Here is a 17,224-nt window from a genome sequence, read left to right as displayed (position 1 = left end):
ATTCAGGTAATATTTTTTTACACGCAATAACTGTATATTTATACAGCCCTTATTTAGATTGAGCTTATCGGCATATCGGCAATACGCTTTATTTATAGCCTTTTTCATGCATAAATCCAAAAATAGCTTTTTTACGCTATAGTTAACATCCCCAATCGGAAACTACCTGCGAGGAGCCTCATGTCAGTGATCGGCGTGCTCAGCGGAGACATCGTTGCCTCCCGTGATATTACCGACAAGCGCAAGTTGCGTCGGGCGATGGACACGGGCCTCGGGCGTCTCGAGACAATGCTCGGCGCGGTAGGCATGCGATTTCGTGGCGACGCTTTCCAGTTGGCGATACCCAGACCCCAGGATGCCCTTATCGCGGCCGTCATCATGCGGGCGAGTCTCATCGAGCACTCGCCCTCTCGACAGCAGATGTGGGATGCCCGAATTGCGGTCGGCATCGGAGAGAGCGAGATGCCCATATTAGACAATTTCGTCGATGCCGATGGAGAAGCTTTCGTGCGTTCCGGGCAAGGTCTGGACGATATATCGAGTCGCGGCCATCAGCGCCTGGGGCTGTTCATCACGCCGCCACAGCCCGATCTGGAGCTGCTGGTCCGCTTCGCCGACGACATCATCAGCCACTGGAGCCACAATGCCGCGGAAGTGGTCCGCTTCAGCCTGACGACCGACCTCTCTCAAAGCGAACTCGCGCGACGACTGGAACGTTCCCAGCCCACTGTCAACCGCCGCCTGAGCGCCGCGCGTTGGACGTTGATTCGCGACTTCCTCGATCTTGCCCGGTTACGGCTGGAGGCGCTGACATGAACGAGATCGACTTGTCGCTGCTGCTGGCTCTGCTGCTGTGCCACACGCTTTCGGATTTCATCTTGCAGAGCGACACCTGGGCGAGCCAGAAGCAGCGCGATCACTGGCGCGCGTTATCCCTTTACTGGCATGTGGGTATTCATTCGTTGTCGAGCCTGGCGGTCATGGTCGTATTTGGCGTCGACATCCTGAAAGCCGTTGCCGCCATGCTGATCATCGGGCTGACCCACGGGCTGATCGACGTACTCAAGAGCTATACCCCACCGCGCAGAGTCAGTTTCTTCCTGGTGGATCAGGGGTTGCATCTGGCGATTCTGGCCGCCGTGTGGTGGTGGATCATCGATGCCAGCCTGTCGGGATTCCCTGTCGAACTCGACCTGCTATGGCAGCCTCAGACCCTGCTGATCGCGCTGGTCTATCTCGTGGTGATGCGCCCCGCCTCGATCCTGATCGCGCTGATCATGCGACGCTGGAGCGAAGGCGTGGATACCCGCGGCACGCTGGCCGATGCGGGAGCCAGAATCGGCATGCTCGAGCGCTTTCTCATTCTGACTTTCGTATTGAGCCATCAGATGGCCGCGATCGGCTTCCTGCTGACGGCCAAATCGGTGCTGCGCTTCGGCGATCTGTATGAAGACCGTGATCGCAAACTGACCGAATACGTGTTGCTCGGCACGATGTTGAGTTTCTCGCTGACATTGACGCTGGGCCTGCTGACCCGTTACCTGCTGAGCGTGCTATGACATTCAATCGCGAGGAACTGCCCCTGGGCATCATGCGTCATCTGACCGGCTGGCTGCTGCTGATCATGCTGGCCGGTTGCGCCGGCACCCCCACCAGCGAAGTCCGAGACGGCTACATCGCCGATCAAGCGCATCCCTCCCGCGCCTACAACCAGCGCATCCGCTACCTGATTCTGCATTACACGGATTCCGACGAATCCAGAGCGATGCACACCCTGCTGGGGCCCGATGTCAGCTCGCATTACCTGGTACCCAGGCAGCCTGCGACGACGGATAGCCTGCCTCGGATCTGGCAACTGGTCGACGAGAGAGATCGCGCCTGGCATGCCGGCATCAGCGCCTGGGAAGACCGCACGCAGCTCAACGATACGTCCATCGGCGTGGAGATCGTCAACCGCGGCCCGCAGGACATGTCACCGCGTGGGCGACAATGGCAACCTTATTCCGAGGCACAGATCGAGGCGGTCATCGCCCTGGCAAAGGACATCGTTAACCGCTACCAGCTGCCGCCGACGGCGATTCTGGGCCATTCGGACATCGCGCCGTCACGCAAGATCGATCCGGGCCCGCGCTTCCCGTGGAAAAGACTTCACGACGCCGGTATCGGGGCCTGGCCGAACGACGCCGATGTCGTCGCCTACCGCCAGCAGTTCACGCGTTGCGCCCCCACGATCCGGCAGATCCAGCAAGCCTTGAACGCCTATGGCTATGCCATCGATATCACCGGCGAGCTGGATGGCCGCACTCGGAACGTGCTACGAGCGTTCCAGATGCATTTTCGCCCGGCCAGCTACAGCGGCCAGCCGGACGTCGATACCGCGGCGACGCTGTGGGCGCTGCTGGTCCGCTACCCGCCCCAGGCACTGGCTGGCGGAGCTCTGGTAGACGACGAATTGGCCACCAATGACCTGACGAGGTCAGCGCACTGCGAGGACAGACCAGAAGACCGCGATCAAGGCCAGTGAAAACCGATACCCGCGGCGCTTCACGGGCTGAACGGATAGTGAATCAGATCATGGATTCTGGCCGGCGCTCGGGACTGGTTGCGATAGGCATGGGGTTGATCCGCCGGAAACCGAACGACGTCTCCGGCCGAGAGGGTCTGCCAATCGCCGCTTAGGCGCAGCTCCATCACCCCTTCCAGCACGATCAGGTGTTCCACGACCCCGGCGGCATGCGGCGTCGATTCGCTGAGCGTGCCCTGGGGCATCTCGATCAGAAACATCTCGAAGCCCAGCGCAGGGTCGAATGCGAACAGCGGCGTCACGATCATCCCCGAGGCATCGTGATGGCGCGGTGCCATTGTCGGGCGCTGTAGCGCGCCTTCCGCTACCAGAAAGCCTGAAAGCGGCACTCGCAGCCCACTGGCTATTTTCCACAGCGTCGATACGGTCGGCGTGGATTCACCGCGTTCGATCTGCCCCAGCATCGCCTTGCTCACGCCGCTCTCCCGAGCGACCCGGTCAAGACTCCAGCCGCGCTCGCTGCGGTGCTTTTTCAAGTGGCGGCCGATGGCCGTCAGGTCCGCCTCCATGCTGTCTCCCAACAGGTTGTCCTCAAAGAAGCTACCGACGCCACGCTACCCGCGATCCACCGCCGCAGCCATGGCGATTGAGCCGGCAAAGCTCGAGAATACAGCGGCGTGCGTTATCGCGCACATTGCCATTGTTTCAGCGTGTGCGTTATAACGCACACTCCAGATCGCCTTCGAGAGACCTTTCATGGCTCGCAGACCCACCGGCCGTCGATTCGCCTTGCCCAGGATCACTCTGTCACACGTCACGGCCGGTTTCGTGGCGGTTCTGGTCGGATACACCAGCTCCGCGGTGATCATTTTTCAGGCAGCCGCGGCAGCCGGTGCGAGCCCCGCTCAGATCGGCGGCTGGCTGAGCGCGCTCGGCCTGGCGATGGGCGTTACCTCGATCGGGCTTTCGCTGCACTATCGGCAACCCATTCTGACCGCCTGGTCGACGCCCGGCGCGGCACTGCTGGCAGTGAGTCTGCCAGGCCTTCCGCTCAGCGAGGCCATCGGAGTCTTCCTGTTCAGCGCGGTCCTGATCCTGATCTGCGGTATTACCGGCTGGTTCGCCAGGCTGATGCAGATCATTCCACAATCGATCGCCGCCGCCATGCTCGCCGGCGTGCTGCTGCGCTTCGGGCTGGAGGCCTTTGCCTCGCTGGAAGGCGATTTCGTGCTGGTACTGGCCATGTTTCTGACCTATCTCGCCGCCAAGCGCTGGCAGCCCCGCTACGCCATCGTCATGGTATTGCTGGTCGGACTCGGCGTGGCGGCAGCCTTGGGCGAGATCGATACGCATCAGGCCAGCCTGACCATCACCGCACCCCAGCCGGTCTGGCCGACTTTCTCGCTATCGAGCCTGATCGGCGTGGGCGTCCCGCTGTTCGTGGTGACCATGGCGTCGCAGAATGCCCCGGGCGTTGCCACTTTGCGCGCGGCCGGATACGACGCGCCTATTTCGCCGCTGATGATCTGGACCGGCTTGGCGACGCTCGTTCTCGCGCCGTTCGGCGCCTTCAGCGTCTGTCTAGCTGCGATCACCGCCGCGATCTGCATGGGGCCGGAAGTCGACCCCGACAGGGATCGGCGCTACCCGGCGGCGATCTGCGCCGGCGGATTCTATCTTGTGGCCGGACTCTTCGGCGGCTCGATCGGCACGCTATTCGATGCTTTGCCCTCGGGCCTGGTGCTGGCGATTGCCGGCCTGGCACTGCTGTCCACCATCGGTGGCAGTCTTCACCGTGCCCTGCTCGAAAGCCATCAGCGCGAGCCGGCGCTGATCACCTTTCTGGTGACCGGTTCAGGGGTAACGCTGTTCGGCGTCGGCGCGGCGTTCTGGGGACTGGCAGCCGGGCTGCTGTCGCTGTTCGTCCTGTCGCCACCGCGCCACGGCTGAACCCTGCCCCTCGCCCTGACGCTGGCTCTGAATTGACCCTGAATAGAATCTGGCGGTCCGACCGGACGGCGGCTGGCCGGGGACAGCAGCTGAACGATGGGTCAGATGCCGCTCAACGCGCCCTGTCGCGAGACCTCGTCGCCATCACCGATCGGCGCGACGTCCACGGCGACCTCGAGCTCATGCACGCCGCCACCGTTCATGATGCCTTTGAGAGGTGGCACGTCGCCGTAATCTCTTCCCCACCCCAGCACCAGATGACGCTCGCCGGGCAGATTGCCGTTGGTCGGATCGTATTCCAGCCAACCCCAGTTCGGGACATGGACCGCGACCCAGGCATGCGACGCGTCGGCGCCGACCAGCCGGGGGCGCCCCGGCGGCGGCAGCGTTTCCAGATAGCCGCTGACGTAGCGGGCGGCAAGGCCCAGCGAGCGCAGGCTGCCGATCATCAGATGCGCGAAATCCTGGCACACGCCGCGCCGCGCCCGGAGAACCTCCCGCACCGGCGTCGCCAGCGTCGAGAACTCGGGATCGTAGGTGAACGTCTCGAAGATCCTGCGGTTGAGATCCCCCACCGCCTCGAGTAACGGACGACCGGACGGAAAGCTGGAGATCGCGAACGCTCGCAGTGCCGATTCCCGCATGATGAACGGCGAATCGAGTTGAAATTGGCGAAGCTCGGGCAATCGAGGGGCATGGCTAGCGGCCGACTGCCAATCCTTGTCGACCTCGCTCGGCGGCAGCGGGCGCCCTTGGGTCTGAAGTGCGGTCGAGGCGGTGACCGACAATGCCAGATGGATCTCCTGAACGCTGAAACGCGTCACTCGATTACCAAAGAAATCAGCGCGTTCGCTGACGACCGCCGGGCGCGGCTCGATCGTAAGCTCAGTGGTCTCGATCTTCTGCCAGGGCAATACCCGAGGCGTGAGGCGCGCCTCGTTGTGACACAGCGAGACAGGCGAGGCGTAGTCATAGCGAGTCGTATGGCGAACGCGGTAGCGCATGCTGAAATCCTGTGGCGAGCGAGCCGAAGAACCATGCCCAGAGCAACGGGCAGCGTATTTATTGCGCCTGCATGGGAACCAGCTGGCGCGGCGCCTCGACGTGACTGAAATGGCTATGCTCGATGGCCAGCGACAACCTTTCGAGCGGCGCGGTCAGGGCATCGAGCAGTTCCGACAGCGCGCTTTTGGCCTCGGCGTCGTCGTCCAGTCTCGCCAGCAGCGCCAGATCGGCCAGGTGCAACGCCGAACGAGCCTTGATCAGCAGCCTTGCTTCATCGCTGCGATACGGCGTGTTGCTCGGCTGGGGCAGACGTTCGATCTGACGTTCCAGGCGCTTGAACATGTAGCCCACGGAGCGCGGGTTGGCCTCGTCGAACAGCAGCAGATCGAGAATGGCCGCCGGATGCAGCTCACTGCGGTAACGTCTTCGATAGGCGGTGGCGTTATCCGTCGTCGTCAGCACCACGTCCCACAGCGACTCGCCGGCATGCGCCGAATCGATCAATGCCAGCCGCAACAGCCTCAAGGTCGCCAGTGCTCGCTCGAGAAAACGTCCGATATCCATGAAACGCCAACCGAAGTGGTGCGGCATGGTCTCGTTGCACAGACCGAAGAAAGCCGCCAGCTGAGTGATCAGCGTCTCGACCGATCGTCGGCCCTGATCGATCCCGGCGTAGGGCAATCGCGCGGACTCCTGACGGAGCTGATTGAAGACGCGCCAGGCATCGTCACCGAGATGGTCACGCACGGCGCGACAGTTGTTGACCATGCGCGAGATCAGCATCGGCAGACCACCGTCCCGGCTCTCCTGAAACAGCGCTAGCAGCCGCTCTCGATGCGCGACGAAAGGTTCCACCGGCAATGCATCGGGCGACGCGGAATCGGGCTCCATCAGATGCAGCAGATCGATCAGCGTTTCATCCGCCAGCCCTTCCTGATCCTGTTCCAGTAGCCGATAGAGGGCCTCGCGCAGTAGTCGAGACCGTCCCTCGAGTCGCTCGCCGTAGCGTCCCACCCAGAACAGGCTATCGGCAACACGACTCGGCAGATCGGCACCATCGCGCGTCACCACCAGCGGCTGACGCGAACGCCGCAACCGACTGACATGCGGCTGCGGTTGATCCGCGGTGATCCAGACATCCTTGACGCACTGGCTGGATCGCATCGCGCTGCCCGGGGCGCCCTGCCAGGCAACGCCGCCGGGCATGGTTTCGTAAGCCCTGAAACGATAGTCGGCGTCGAAGACCGCCTGGGTAAAGCAACGCACATTGAAAGACAGTGGTGTCAGCTCGGCGCAGTCGCGACTGAAAAACGGCGCGGTAGCCGCCTCCAGCGGTTGTTGAGCGACGTAACGATCCGGGTGGGCGACGATGGACTGGCGCAGCTGGCTGGCCGCTTCCTCGCTCAAATCGACCACCGAGATCAAAACCGACCCTTCATCCAGGGATTGGAAAGCGAGCGTCTCGAATCCGGCCATCGCCCAGGCCATCCCCTCCGGCTGGCCGCACCAGTGCCGCTCGACCCCCTCGATCTGCAACGTTTCGCCGAGCAGTCGCTCGCATAGAATGGGCAGGTGCGCCGCGATCAATGGATGCTCCAGCGCGCCCACGCCCGGGGGGTTGGCCACACCGACGCCACCGGCGCGAATCGCCTCGAGCAAGCCGGGAACGCCGATCAGCGAGTCGCCGCGCAGTTCCAGCGGGTCGCTCCAGGCATCGCCGATGTGACGCAACAATACGTCCACCGGCTGAAGGCCACCCAGCGTGCGCATCCACACACGCGAATCGCGTACCACCAGATCGCTGCCCTCGACGAGGGCCAGATTGAGGTAGTTGGCCAGGTATGCATGCTCGAAATGACTGTCATGCCCGGAGCCCGGCGCCAGCAACGCGATGGTGGGGTGATCGAAATTGAGGCGTGACAACGATGAGAGGGAGTGGTGCTGGGCGCTCAGAAAGCCCGCCAGCCGTCTCAGCGGCGCTCGGCGATAGAGATCCGGCAGCGCGCGAGCCATGGCGATGCGATTTTCCAGCGCGAAGCCCACGCCCGAAGGCGACTGGACACGATCGGCCAGCACTCGCCAGTGGCCGCGCGCATCGCGGGTCAGATCCACCCCGTGCAACAGCAGACCGGGATCGTCTTCGCTCAACAGCTGATCGCAGGGGAGCAGAAAAGCAGGATTGGCATAGAGCGCATCGGCCGGCAGCACGCCCTCCGCCAGCATCCGGCGTGGCCCGTAGATATCCTTGAGCACGGCGGCCAGCAACCGGCTGCGCTGGCGCAAACCCTGTTCGAGTGGCTGCCACTCCTGAGGCGAGATCACCAACGGCAGTGGATCCAGCCACCACTGACGCCGGCTACCGGCTTCGTCGTTGGGAAGATTGTAGGTCACGCCGTTTTCGTGCAGCAGATGCTGCACTTCGTCGGCTCGCTGTACCAGCGCCTCCCGCCCCAGCTGTCCCAACTGATGCAACAGTGGCAGCCAGCGCTGGCGCACCGAGCCATCGCTGGCAATCAACGCATCGTGAGCGCTGCCGGGGGCGTAGCTTTCCAACCAGGGAGTCCGAAGCGTTTCGCTCGCCACCATCGTGTTTTATCTGCGTATGCGCCGGGTTCCTTCCCAGCGGCCGGTCATCACCGGGCTCCTGCCGGTGCCATGGGGATCGACGAGATCGTCGGTTCCCCTATTCATCCAAAGGGCGTCACTCATCACAGCAACGCCAAGTTCATCAAAAGAACGCCATGCTCGGCAAAAGGATGCCACGCCGCCGGTTCCACGGACGACGCCCTTCTATCGGCCGCTATCATATCCCGGTTTAGCCATGGCGCGAGTCGATTTCCGTTCCGCGTTCGCGCAGATCGAGCGTGAACGGATAATCGCGACTGACGTTCAACTCGGGCACATCGTGGACACCCTGACGATGACCATGAGCCACGAACCGGGCCAGACGCCGTGCCTCCGCCTCATTGGCATTGACCGGGAAGCGCTCGAAATTGCGTCCGCCCGGGTGCGACACGTGATAGCTGCAGCCACCGATCGAACGCCGATTCCAGGTATCGACGATATCGAACACCAGCGGCGCATGAACCGGTATCCGTGGATGCAGCGCGGACGGCGGCTGCCAGGCGCGGTAACGCACTCCGGCCACGGCTTCATCGTTGCGATCCGTGGCCCTCAGCGGCACACGATGCCCGTTGCAGGTCACGACATACCGATCCCCGCTCATGCCGCTGACCCTGACTTGCAGTCGCTCCACCGAGGAGTCCACATAGCGCGACGTGCCACCACCGGAAGCCTCTTCGCCGAGCACGTGCCAGGGTTCGATCGCCTGGCGGAGTTCGAGTTCGAGGCCCTGATACTGGACGCGACCCAGTACCGGACATCGAAACGCCAGAAACGGCGCGAACCACTCGAGCGCGAAAGTCATCCCCTCATTGGCGAGATCGCCCAGCACTTCCTCGAGATCGAGCCAGAGATAGTGCGGCAGCATCCAGCGGTCGTGCAGCGCAGTGCCCCAACGGACCAGATTGCCGTACGCCGGCCGATCCCAGAAGCGCGCGACCAGCGCGCGGATCAGCAAACCCTGCATCAGGCTCATGCGCGGGTGCGGCGGCATCTCGAAGCCCCGCAGCTCGAGCAGGCCGAGCCTTCCGGTGTCGCTGTCCGGCGAATAGAGCTTGTCGATGCAGAATTCCGCGCGATGGGTATTACCGGTGAGATCGGTCAGCAGATGCCGGAAAAGCCGATCCACCAGCCAGGGCTGCGCGGTCTCCTCTCGCTCCAGCTGCGCCAGCGCGATTTCGAGTTCGTGCAGCGACTCATGGCGTGCCTCGTCCACGCGTGGCGCCTGACTGGTCGGGCCGACGAAAAGCCCCGAGAGCAGATAGGAGAGCGCCGGGTGGCGCTGCCAGTAGCTGACCAGACTGCCGAGCAGCGCCGGGCGTCGCAGAAACGGCGAATCCGCGGGCGTGGCGCCGCCCAGGGTGACGTGATTGCCGCCACCGGTGCCGGTGTGACGGCCATCGAGCATGAACTTTTCGGCGCCGAGACGGGTTTGCCGGGCCTCTTCGTAGACCGTCTCGGTCTGTGCCACTAGGGCCGGCCAGCTTTCAGCCGGCATGATATTGACCTCGATCACGCCGGGGTCCGGGGTGATCATGAACTGCTTGAGGCGCGGATCGGCGGGCGGCGGATAGCCCTCGACGACCACCGGCATCTCGAGCATGGCGGCGGTCTGCTCGATCGCCGCGATCAATTCGAGATAGTGCTCGAGCCGGGTCATCGGCGGTACGAAGACATGGAGCTGGCCGGCGCGCGTTTCCAGACACAGGCTGGTGTTGATGGTCTCGGGCTGATCGTTGATCGAACCGGGCCGGTCGCTGACCGCTTCGTCGGCGACCGCCTGCCCCGCCGATCCGGGCCGGCGCCCACCGCTCAAGGCGCTGTAGGGCAGGCTCTCGGCACTCTCGCGCTGCGCACCCGCGGGGCCCGCCTCGACGGCCTGGCGCACGGCCTGGTAGCGTCGTGTCACCCCGGCATGCGAATCTTCGAGCGCAACCGATGGCGCCCACAGTGAACGCGGCTGATCGACGTCGCCAGACGCTACCTGTGGCAGTGACGACAACGGCAATCTCAAGCCCATAGGCGAGTCGCCGGGAATCAGATAGAGATGATCGCGGCGCAGCGGCCATTCGCCGCTCTGCCAACCGTGCAATCGCGGTGCGTAACGCAGGGGTAGCGCGTAGCCGACCACGCTCCCGAGGCCACACTCCAGCAGCCGCGCCAGACGCCGACGCTCTTCATCGTCATCGAGATCGTGCTGACGCGGATCGACGTCCAGCGCCAGGGTCTGCTCGCGCCACAGATAGTAAAAGGCGTCTTCGTATCCGGGCAGCAGATGATTCGCGTTGACACCCAGATGCCCGGCCAAGGCCTCGCCGAAGCGCAGCGCGTCCCCGGCATCGTGGCCGGGTTGAGCGCCGTCGTCGGCCAGCCAACGCTCGTCATGCCATACGGGTTGACCGTCCCGCCGCCAGTAACAGGCCAGTGCCCAGCGTGGCAGCGGTTCGCCGGGGTACCACTTGCCCTGCCGGTAGTGCAGCAGACCGCCCGGGGCGAAGGCGCGCCGCAGCCGCTTGAGCAGCTCGCCGGAAAGCCGTCGCTTGGTCGGGCCCTGGGCGGCAGTGTTCCACTCGTCGGCCTCCATGTCGTCGGTCGACACGAAGGTCGGCTCGCCGCCCATGGTCAGGCGCACGTCTCCGGCAGTCAGACGGCGATCGACCTGCTCGCCGAGACGCTCGATCGCTTGCCACTGATCGTCGCTATAGGGCCGGGTGACACGTGGATCCTCGTGGATCCGCTCGACGCTCATCGAAAAATCGAACGTCACCTCGCACTCGTCGGAGTAACCGACGATCGGCGAGGCGCTGGTCGGCTCCGGCGTCGCCGCCAACGGAATATGCCCTTCCCCGGCCAATAGGCCGGAAGTCGGATCGAGACCGATCCAGCCCGCGCCGGGCACGAAGACCTCGGCCCAGGCATGGAGATCGGTGAAGTCGGTTTCGGTCCCGGAGGGCCCATCCAGCGCCTTGACGTCGGCCGTCAACTGAATCAGATAACCCGAGACGAAACGCGCCGCCAGGCCGAGATGACGCGCGATCTGCACCAGCAGCCAGGCAGAATCCCGACACGAACCCAGCGCCTTCTCCAGCGTCTCCTCGGCACTCTGGACGCCCGCTTCCATGCGCACCAGATAACCGATGTCCTGCTGCAGGCGCTGATTGAGCATTACCAGAAAATCGGCAATACCGCGCTCGTCTCTAGGCACCGCCGCCAGCCAGGCCAGCAGGCGTTCACCGCGCTCGCCGATCTCGAGGTAAGGCGCCAGCTCCTTGCGCAGGGCCGGCGGATAGGCGAACGGATAATTCTCGGCGTAGCTCTCGACGAAGAAATCAAACGGATTGATCACCGTCATCGGCGCGATCACCTCGACCGCCACGTCGAGTCGCGTCACCGGCTCCGGGAAGACCACGCGGGCGATGAAGTTGCCGAAGGGATCCTGCTGCCAGCTCAGAAATTGCGGCTTGGCCGAAATTTCCAGCGAATAGGCTTCGATCGGCGTGCGGCAGTGCGGCGCCGGCCGCAGTCGGATCAGATGCGGCGACAGGTGAACCGGCCGGTCGAAGACGTAAGAGGTACGATGAGACAGCGCAACACGTAGGGTCATGGCGATCTCTTGGCTCGATTGACGATCTTGTTGTGGGTATGCGCGGGCACGATTGAGCAAATTCAGGCTATCAGCGTAGGCGTTCAGCGTGACACCCGCATACGCTTCTCACTATGCTGAAGACGGAACGTTCGACGACGGCCTGGCGGACAGCGACATAGGCCGAGTCACGACGACCGAATTCTTCCATACCCGTCTCTATATACGTCCATATAAACGGTTTTGCCGCAACGGGCGACGCGACAACACCCAAAAAAGCGTCTTCGACCCCGCAGACAGGAGTGTTCTCCCATGGGCAATGTGGATTGGAAGCAGTACCCGAGCCAGCACTTCTACGACGAACTACTCAATGACAATGGTTCGCCGCGTGATGCGGCCAAGCCGCTATGCGACATGCTTTCGAGCTTTACGGCCAAGGAACTCGATGAACGTAAGATCGCGGCGGAAGTCGCCATCCGGACCATGGGCATCACTTTCACCGTCTACTCAGAGGGCAGCACCATCGACCGGGCCTGGCCATTCGATATCGTGCCGCGCATCATCCCGGCCAACGAGTGGCGAGCCGTGGAGGCCGGCCTCAAGCAGCGCGTCGATGCGCTGAATCTGTTCATCGACGACCTCTACCATGACCAGAAAGTCATCAAGGATGGCGTATTTCCCGAGGAGGTGCTGGCGCAGTCGGTCAATTTCCGCCCGCAGTGCATGGGAATCAATCCGCCCCACGGCGTCTGGGCGCACATCTGCGGCTCCGATCTGGTTCGCGACGGCAACGGCACGCTCTACGTGCTCGAGGACAATCTTCGCGTTCCTTCCGGCGTCTCCTACATGCTCGAGAACCGCAACGTGACCAAGCGAGTTCTGCCCGAGCTGTTCGAGACCGGTCGCATTCTGCCGCTGGATGACTACCCTGCCCAGCTCTACGACATGCTGGCGAGCATGTCGCCGCGTCACCATGACGAGCCCCAGATCGTAGTGCTGACGCCGGGCATCTACAACTCGGCCTATTACGAACACGCCTATCTCGCCCAGCAGATGGGCGTGGAACTGGTACAGGGTTCCGATCTGACGGTGGACGACGACGATGTCGTGCATATGCACACCGTCGATGGCCTCAAACGCGTCGACGTGATCTACCGCCGCGTCGACGACCTGTTTCTGGATCCGGAGGCGTTCATTCCGGATTCCATGCTCGGCACGCCGGGGCTGATGCGAGCCTGGCGCGCGGGCAAGGTCGCTCTGACCAATGCTCCAGGCGCCGGCGTCGCGGATGACAAGGTCGTCTACGCCTTTGTGCCTCAGCTGATCCGGTACTATCTCGATCAGGAACCGCTGATTCCCAATGTGCCCAGCTATCTCTGCATGTTCGAGGACGATCGCCGCTACGTGCTCGAGCATCTCGACGAGCTGGTGGTCAAGCCGGCCAACGAGTCCGGTGGCTACGGCATGCTGATCGGCCCGCGCGCCACCGACGAGGAACGCCGGGAATTCGCCAGACGTATCGAAGCCGACCCACGCAACTACATGGCCCAACCTACGCTTGCGCTCTCCACCGCGCCGACGCTGTTCGACGGCACGCCGGAGCCCCGCCATGTCGACCTGAGACCTTTCATCCTTTCCGGCCCCGAGACTCACGTCACCATGGGCGGCTTGACGCGCGTGGCACTGGTGAAGGACTCGCTGGTGGTCAACTCCTCCCAGGGCGGCGGGAGCAAGGACACCTGGATCGTCGAAACCGAGGGGGAGTGAAATCATGCTGTCACGAGTTGCCGAGAACCTATACTGGCTGGCCCGCTACCTCGAACGCGCCGAAGACACTGCCCGGCTGATCAGCGTCAACAGCAATCTGCTGCTCGACATGCCGGGCAAGGCGGCGCTGAGCTGGTCGACGCTGATCGATATCACCGGTAGCGGAGAGGTGTTCGATGCCCTCTTCGAGGAGCGTAACGAACGCAACGTGGTGGATTTTCTGTGCCTGTCCCGCGAACACGACAGTTCGATTTTATCGTCGATGGCCAACGCTCGGGAAAATCTACGCACGACCCGCGATGTGGTCCCGAGGGAGATCTGGGAAGAGATCAATCACTGCTATCTCGAAATCAGCGAACAGACGCTCACCGGATTGAAACCCCGTAGCCGCGACAGCTTTCTGAAGAGCGTGACGCGTGCCTGCCAGACGCTGACCGGGTTGATCGAAGGAACGCTGAGCCATACCGAAGCGCGCACCTTCCTGTCACTGGGTCGGCATCTCGAACGCGCCGACATGACAACCCGCATCATCGATGTTCGCTCCAACAATCTGCTGCCACGCAATCCGGAAGAACTGATTCCCTTCGAGCATCTGCAATGGATGAGCGTGCTCAAGTCACTGACTGCCTATCAGATGTACCGTCAGCAGGTGAGGTTGCGCGTCCGCGGGCCCGATGTGCTGCGCTTCCTGTTGCAGAACCACGCCCTGCCCCGCTCCGTGCTGCGCAGTCTGGAAGAGGTCAGCTGGGAGCTGGAGTCGCTCCCCCATCACGATCGACCGCTGGCCGTTGCCACCTTGATCCGCGCCGAAGTCGCCGAGGCGGATGTTCAGGCGCTGGCCCGCGCACCGGAACAGCTGCACCGGCTGATCGATGAATTCCAAATCGGCTTCAACAACCTTCACGAAGCCATTGCCAGTGCCTATTTCGCGGTGAGCGAGCGGCCGGTGATGGCCGCGCAAAGCCAGGAGCAGTCAGCGCTCGTCGACGATGACGAGGATTGAACCGGCTTGATCGGACAGCGGAGCCAGGAGCCAAGAGCCAAGAGCCAAGAGCCAAGAGCCAAGAGCCAAGAGCCAAGAGCCAAGAGCCAAGAGCGTGACAGTGGAAACCGGGTGACGGGCTCCGCCACCCAATTCCGACATCGTTACGTCTCCACGGGCTTGTCCTGCGTGGCTTCGGGACGTATTTCGAACGTGATGGCGGGCGTTACTTCAGAATCGCCAGCTAGCGGAGCGAATCCGCGGAAGCGGCACCTCGCGATACGACCTGGTGGATGTATTCGAGCTTGTCGCGAATCGCCGGGGTGATGACCAGCGGCACCATATCGAGCATTCCCATTTCGCGATTGAGTTCGTTGAGTACCAGGCCCACCTGCTGATAGGACAGGATCATGCCATTGATGCCGCCATCGTTGGCTGCCCGCCGCATTCCCAGATTTTCCGCGGTATCCAGTACCGCGACGATATCCAGATAGGCAGCAAAGGTCTCGGCGAAATCTTCCCACGCATGCATGGTGGCATAGGCCGATACGTGAGACCTGGCCCAGTCCGGTGCCGGCCCTTGCTCATAATAGCGCTCCAGTGCTTCGGCGTAGGTCGGGTCGTCATGATTGCCGAAGACAGCGCGACTGGCATCTTCATCCTGACCCTTGACCAGCAGATCCCAGTAGTAGTGGCCGATCTCATGTCGAAAATGGCCGATCAAGGTTCGATGAGACTCGTTCATGTCGACGCGCAGACGTTCGCGCTCGGCATCGTCGGTCTCCATCAGGTTGATCGTGATCAGACCCTGGGCATGGCCGGTGTAGACCTTCTCGGTACTGCCGGTGGAGCGCCACAACCCCGCATCCGGCAGAGCGTCGGCCATGAACGCGAAACTCAGCGGCAGCAGCGAATCGTCCTGCGGGGAAGGATGTGGCAGGCCGATCAGGTCCAGCGTGTAGAACAACCGGCGCTTGGCGGCCTCGAGCGCTGCCCAGCGCTCACGGTGCCCTTCGATCGACAGGTCGGGAATGACCGCGTTATGACGACAGCAATCGCAGAGCCCGGCGTAGGCCGCATGATCAGCTGGAGTCTGCATCCGGTTGCAGACGTTTTCGCTGGCATAGTTGAAACATTTCACCAGCGCCGTGCCGCAGCCGGCATTGGCGCAGCGATAGCCGACTTCATTGTCCGGCAGCATCGCGGCGATGGCATGGCAGACGGGACACCAGCCGACCTCGGCATCGCACACCACACACTGAGTGTTATCGAAGAAAAGCCGACTTGGCGGATTACAGTGATGGCATTCAAAGGTACGCATGACCAATCTCCCTATCAGCAGACGTACGACACCGTCGACGACGGTGTATCCACAGGCCCAGTCTCTGTCAGCAAATTACCTCTGTCAGCAGATTACGCTTTCCTCACGAATCGGCGACGTTTCGATGGTCGAATTCGAGTCGATCGTCGAACGCCAGCGTCGACAGCGCCTGATCCAGGGTCGCGACCCGCTCGACGACGACAGTGCGAGAATCGGCATCGAGATTCCGACCGGTTCGGGTTTCGATCATCGCCATCAAGGAATCAGCGCTCAACTGGCCATCGTAGTGCACCCGATCGATCGAGGCGTCGTGAGACCCCGGGAGATAGATCGTATTGTTGGAGAAGTCCACCGCATAGGCGATCACGCCGGGGACGATGAACAGCAGCAGGCCCAGACCATCGGCAATGGCTACGCCGGGATCGACACGCCCCTGAAGCTGGCCCTTGCGCTCCGGATAGAAAAGTGTGCCGCAGCCGGTGAGAGATAGCATCAAGCCGGCCACGACAGCGCCAGCCATCAAGCGTCGAAAACGAGGTTGCATTGCAGGGTTCCAGTGACATGTAGGTAACGCGAGGTAACCTAATCCATCAGCCGACGACAAGTCCAGACGACAAGTCCAGACGATATGCGCAGACGAGACATCAGGGAGGACGCCCGCATTTCAGGTACGGGCGCCGAAGGAGCCGCCTTTGAATCAGACTAGCGACGCGCCGTAGCCCCACAGCAATACGGTGATCGCCAGCAGCGCTTCCAGCACCAGCACGCCGATAGCCAGCGCGGCGCTCGAGGCGCGCATGCCCTCGTGCTGATCGATTGCCAGGAAGGACGGCAGGCCCGCATAGACGAGGTAGGCCGTGTAGCAGAGCCCGGCGATGCCCGCCAACAGGCACAGCCACACCAGCGGGTAGAGGGCCACCACGCCACTCAGGAACATCGGTGTCGCCATGTAGCCCGCGAACACGACGCAGTGGTTGAGATCCGGGCGTTCCGGATAGCGACGTGCCAGCCAATGGATCACATTACCCATCAACCAGATGGCGCCCAGAATCAGCGCATAGAAGATGATAGCCAGCAGCACAGCGGTCGTCGGCGAGACGCTGACGGTCTTTGCCAGCCCGTCTTCGGTGGTTCCGAAGTGCCAGCCCACCACCGTGGTGCCGATGAAAGCGCAGACGACCGGGATGGCGGCCATCAGCAGCACGTGGGAGCCGTAGAAATGCGAGATGGTTTCGTTCTCGCCACGGATCTGCTGCCATTCGCGGTTGGGATGCGTGAGCAGTCCCCAGACGTGATGAATCATGACACACCTCCCGCCGCCGCGGGCCGCCTACGACGGGTTTGCGATGGTGTCCTCCTCCGCTCGTCTGTTCCGACGATGCCGGACGCGGCCCTGACTCTCACTATAGGAAAGATCGCGAGATAGAAAAGATCGCATGAGTGGAAAGAGCGATACCAGAGACCGATATC

At 62.6% G+C, this 17,224-nt stretch carries 13 protein-coding genes; 6 read left to right on the top strand and 7 right to left on the bottom strand.

Going from position 1 to position 17,224, the window contains the following annotated elements; genetic code table 11:
- The first annotated feature begins 180 nt into the window (after window positions 1–180).
- From ACUN9V_RS05365 to ACUN9V_RS05355, 3 genes are read left to right on the top strand one after another with little or no spacing between them, the layout of a single operon-like run.
- Window positions 181–816 carry a hypothetical protein gene (locus ACUN9V_RS05365; protein ID WP_445510628.1) on the top strand — a complete coding sequence of 212 codons (636 nt, stop codon included), beginning with the start codon at window positions 181–183 and terminating at the stop codon, window positions 814–816.
- Window positions 813–1,559, top strand: a complete 747-nt coding sequence (locus tag ACUN9V_RS05360) for a DUF3307 domain-containing protein (protein ID WP_445510627.1) — start codon at window positions 813–815, stop codon at window positions 1,557–1,559. Before ACUN9V_RS05365 ends, ACUN9V_RS05360 begins: the two co-directional genes overlap by 4 nt.
- Window positions 1,556–2,524 (top strand): N-acetylmuramoyl-L-alanine amidase, encoded by a 969-nt coding sequence (locus ACUN9V_RS05355; protein WP_445510626.1) that lies wholly within the window; start codon window positions 1,556–1,558, stop codon window positions 2,522–2,524. The genes ACUN9V_RS05360 and ACUN9V_RS05355 overlap by 4 nt, the downstream gene beginning before the upstream one ends.
- A gap of 20 nt (window positions 2,525–2,544) precedes the next feature.
- Here the strand turns inward: ACUN9V_RS05355 and ACUN9V_RS05350 are convergent, their stop codons facing one another.
- Window positions 2,545–3,093, bottom strand: coding sequence for a helix-turn-helix domain-containing protein (locus ACUN9V_RS05350; protein WP_445510625.1), 549 nt, complete (start codon window positions 3,091–3,093; stop codon window positions 2,545–2,547).
- 187 nt (window positions 3,094–3,280) lie between these two features.
- On the opposite strand from ACUN9V_RS05350, the gene ACUN9V_RS05345 reads away from it, so the two are divergent.
- The gene (locus tag ACUN9V_RS05345) at window positions 3,281–4,474 is read left to right on the top strand and encodes a benzoate/H(+) symporter BenE family transporter (RefSeq protein ID WP_445510624.1); all 1,194 of its coding nucleotides are present in this window, start codon (window positions 3,281–3,283) and stop codon (window positions 4,472–4,474) included.
- 101 nt (window positions 4,475–4,575) lie between these two features.
- Here the strand turns inward: ACUN9V_RS05345 and ACUN9V_RS05340 are convergent, their stop codons facing one another.
- The 3 genes from ACUN9V_RS05340 to ACUN9V_RS05330 all read right to left on the bottom strand — a co-directional run bounded on the left by ACUN9V_RS05340 (window position 4,576) and on the right by ACUN9V_RS05330 (window position 11,705).
- Window positions 4,576–5,478, bottom strand: a complete 903-nt coding sequence (locus ACUN9V_RS05340) for a transglutaminase family protein (RefSeq protein WP_445510623.1) — start codon at window positions 5,476–5,478, stop codon at window positions 4,576–4,578.
- Window positions 5,479–5,536: 58 nt separating this feature from the next.
- The gene (locus tag ACUN9V_RS05335; protein WP_445510622.1) at window positions 5,537–8,032 is read right to left on the bottom strand and encodes a circularly permuted type 2 ATP-grasp protein; all 2,496 of its coding nucleotides are present in this window, start codon (window positions 8,030–8,032) and stop codon (window positions 5,537–5,539) included.
- A 262-nt stretch (window positions 8,033–8,294) separates the two neighbouring features.
- Window positions 8,295–11,705: a transglutaminase family protein gene (locus ACUN9V_RS05330; RefSeq protein WP_445510621.1), complete on the bottom strand. Its 3,411-nt coding sequence runs from the start codon at window positions 11,703–11,705 to the stop codon at window positions 8,295–8,297.
- 291 nt (window positions 11,706–11,996) lie between these two features.
- On the opposite strand from ACUN9V_RS05330, the gene ACUN9V_RS05325 reads away from it, so the two are divergent.
- Complete coding sequence (locus ACUN9V_RS05325; protein ID WP_075562385.1) at window positions 11,997–13,451, top strand: circularly permuted type 2 ATP-grasp protein; 1,455 nt, start codon at window positions 11,997–11,999, stop codon at window positions 13,449–13,451.
- A gap of 4 nt (window positions 13,452–13,455) precedes the next feature.
- Window positions 13,456–14,454 (top strand): alpha-E domain-containing protein, encoded by a 999-nt coding sequence (locus tag ACUN9V_RS05320; protein ID WP_439283181.1) that lies wholly within the window; start codon window positions 13,456–13,458, stop codon window positions 14,452–14,454.
- A gap of 223 nt (window positions 14,455–14,677) precedes the next feature.
- On the opposite strand, the gene ACUN9V_RS05315 is transcribed toward ACUN9V_RS05320, so the two are convergent.
- The 3 genes from ACUN9V_RS05315 to ACUN9V_RS05305 form a co-directional block, all read right to left on the bottom strand.
- Window positions 14,678–15,754 carry a zinc-binding metallopeptidase family protein gene (locus ACUN9V_RS05315; protein ID WP_439283183.1) on the bottom strand — a complete coding sequence of 359 codons (1,077 nt, stop codon included), beginning with the start codon at window positions 15,752–15,754 and terminating at the stop codon, window positions 14,678–14,680.
- A gap of 103 nt (window positions 15,755–15,857) precedes the next feature.
- Window positions 15,858–16,298, bottom strand: a complete 441-nt coding sequence (locus ACUN9V_RS05310; protein ID WP_445510620.1) for a hypothetical protein — start codon at window positions 16,296–16,298, stop codon at window positions 15,858–15,860.
- 153 nt (window positions 16,299–16,451) lie between these two features.
- Window positions 16,452–17,057: a Yip1 family protein gene (locus tag ACUN9V_RS05305; protein ID WP_075562389.1), complete on the bottom strand. Its 606-nt coding sequence runs from the start codon at window positions 17,055–17,057 to the stop codon at window positions 16,452–16,454.
- Between the last annotated feature and the right edge of the window lie 167 nt (window positions 17,058–17,224).

The sequence above is a fragment of the Salinicola sp. V024 genome (assembly GCF_052645315.1).
Note: the sequence above shows the minus strand (reverse complement) of the source record. Positions and strands in the feature narration are given on the sequence as shown.

What these genes read in the sequence shown, in the direction of transcription:
- ACUN9V_RS05340 (WP_445510623.1), bottom strand. Translation starts at nt 5,478, where the DNA reads ATGCGCTACCGCGTTCGCCATACGACTCGCTATGACTACGCCTCGCCT.
- ACUN9V_RS05360 (WP_445510627.1), top strand. Translation starts at nt 813, where the DNA reads ATGAACGAGATCGACTTGTCGCTGCTGCTGGCTCTGCTGCTGTGCCAC.
- ACUN9V_RS05345 (WP_445510624.1), top strand. Translation starts at nt 3,281, where the DNA reads ATGGCTCGCAGACCCACCGGCCGTCGATTCGCCTTGCCCAGGATCACT.
- ACUN9V_RS05310 (WP_445510620.1), bottom strand. Translation starts at nt 16,298, where the DNA reads ATGCAACCTCGTTTTCGACGCTTGATGGCTGGCGCTGTCGTGGCCGGC.
- ACUN9V_RS05365 (WP_445510628.1), top strand. Translation starts at nt 181, where the DNA reads ATGTCAGTGATCGGCGTGCTCAGCGGAGACATCGTTGCCTCCCGTGAT.
- ACUN9V_RS05320 (WP_439283181.1), top strand. Translation starts at nt 13,456, where the DNA reads ATGCTGTCACGAGTTGCCGAGAACCTATACTGGCTGGCCCGCTACCTC.
- ACUN9V_RS05325 (WP_075562385.1), top strand. Translation starts at nt 11,997, where the DNA reads ATGGGCAATGTGGATTGGAAGCAGTACCCGAGCCAGCACTTCTACGAC.
- ACUN9V_RS05350 (WP_445510625.1), bottom strand. Translation starts at nt 3,093, where the DNA reads ATGGAGGCGGACCTGACGGCCATCGGCCGCCACTTGAAAAAGCACCGC.
- ACUN9V_RS05355 (WP_445510626.1), top strand. Translation starts at nt 1,556, where the DNA reads ATGACATTCAATCGCGAGGAACTGCCCCTGGGCATCATGCGTCATCTG.
- ACUN9V_RS05315 (WP_439283183.1), bottom strand. Translation starts at nt 15,754, where the DNA reads ATGCGTACCTTTGAATGCCATCACTGTAATCCGCCAAGTCGGCTTTTC.
- ACUN9V_RS05305 (WP_075562389.1), bottom strand. Translation starts at nt 17,057, where the DNA reads ATGATTCATCACGTCTGGGGACTGCTCACGCATCCCAACCGCGAATGG.
- ACUN9V_RS05330 (WP_445510621.1), bottom strand. Translation starts at nt 11,705, where the DNA reads ATGACCCTACGTGTTGCGCTGTCTCATCGTACCTCTTACGTCTTCGAC.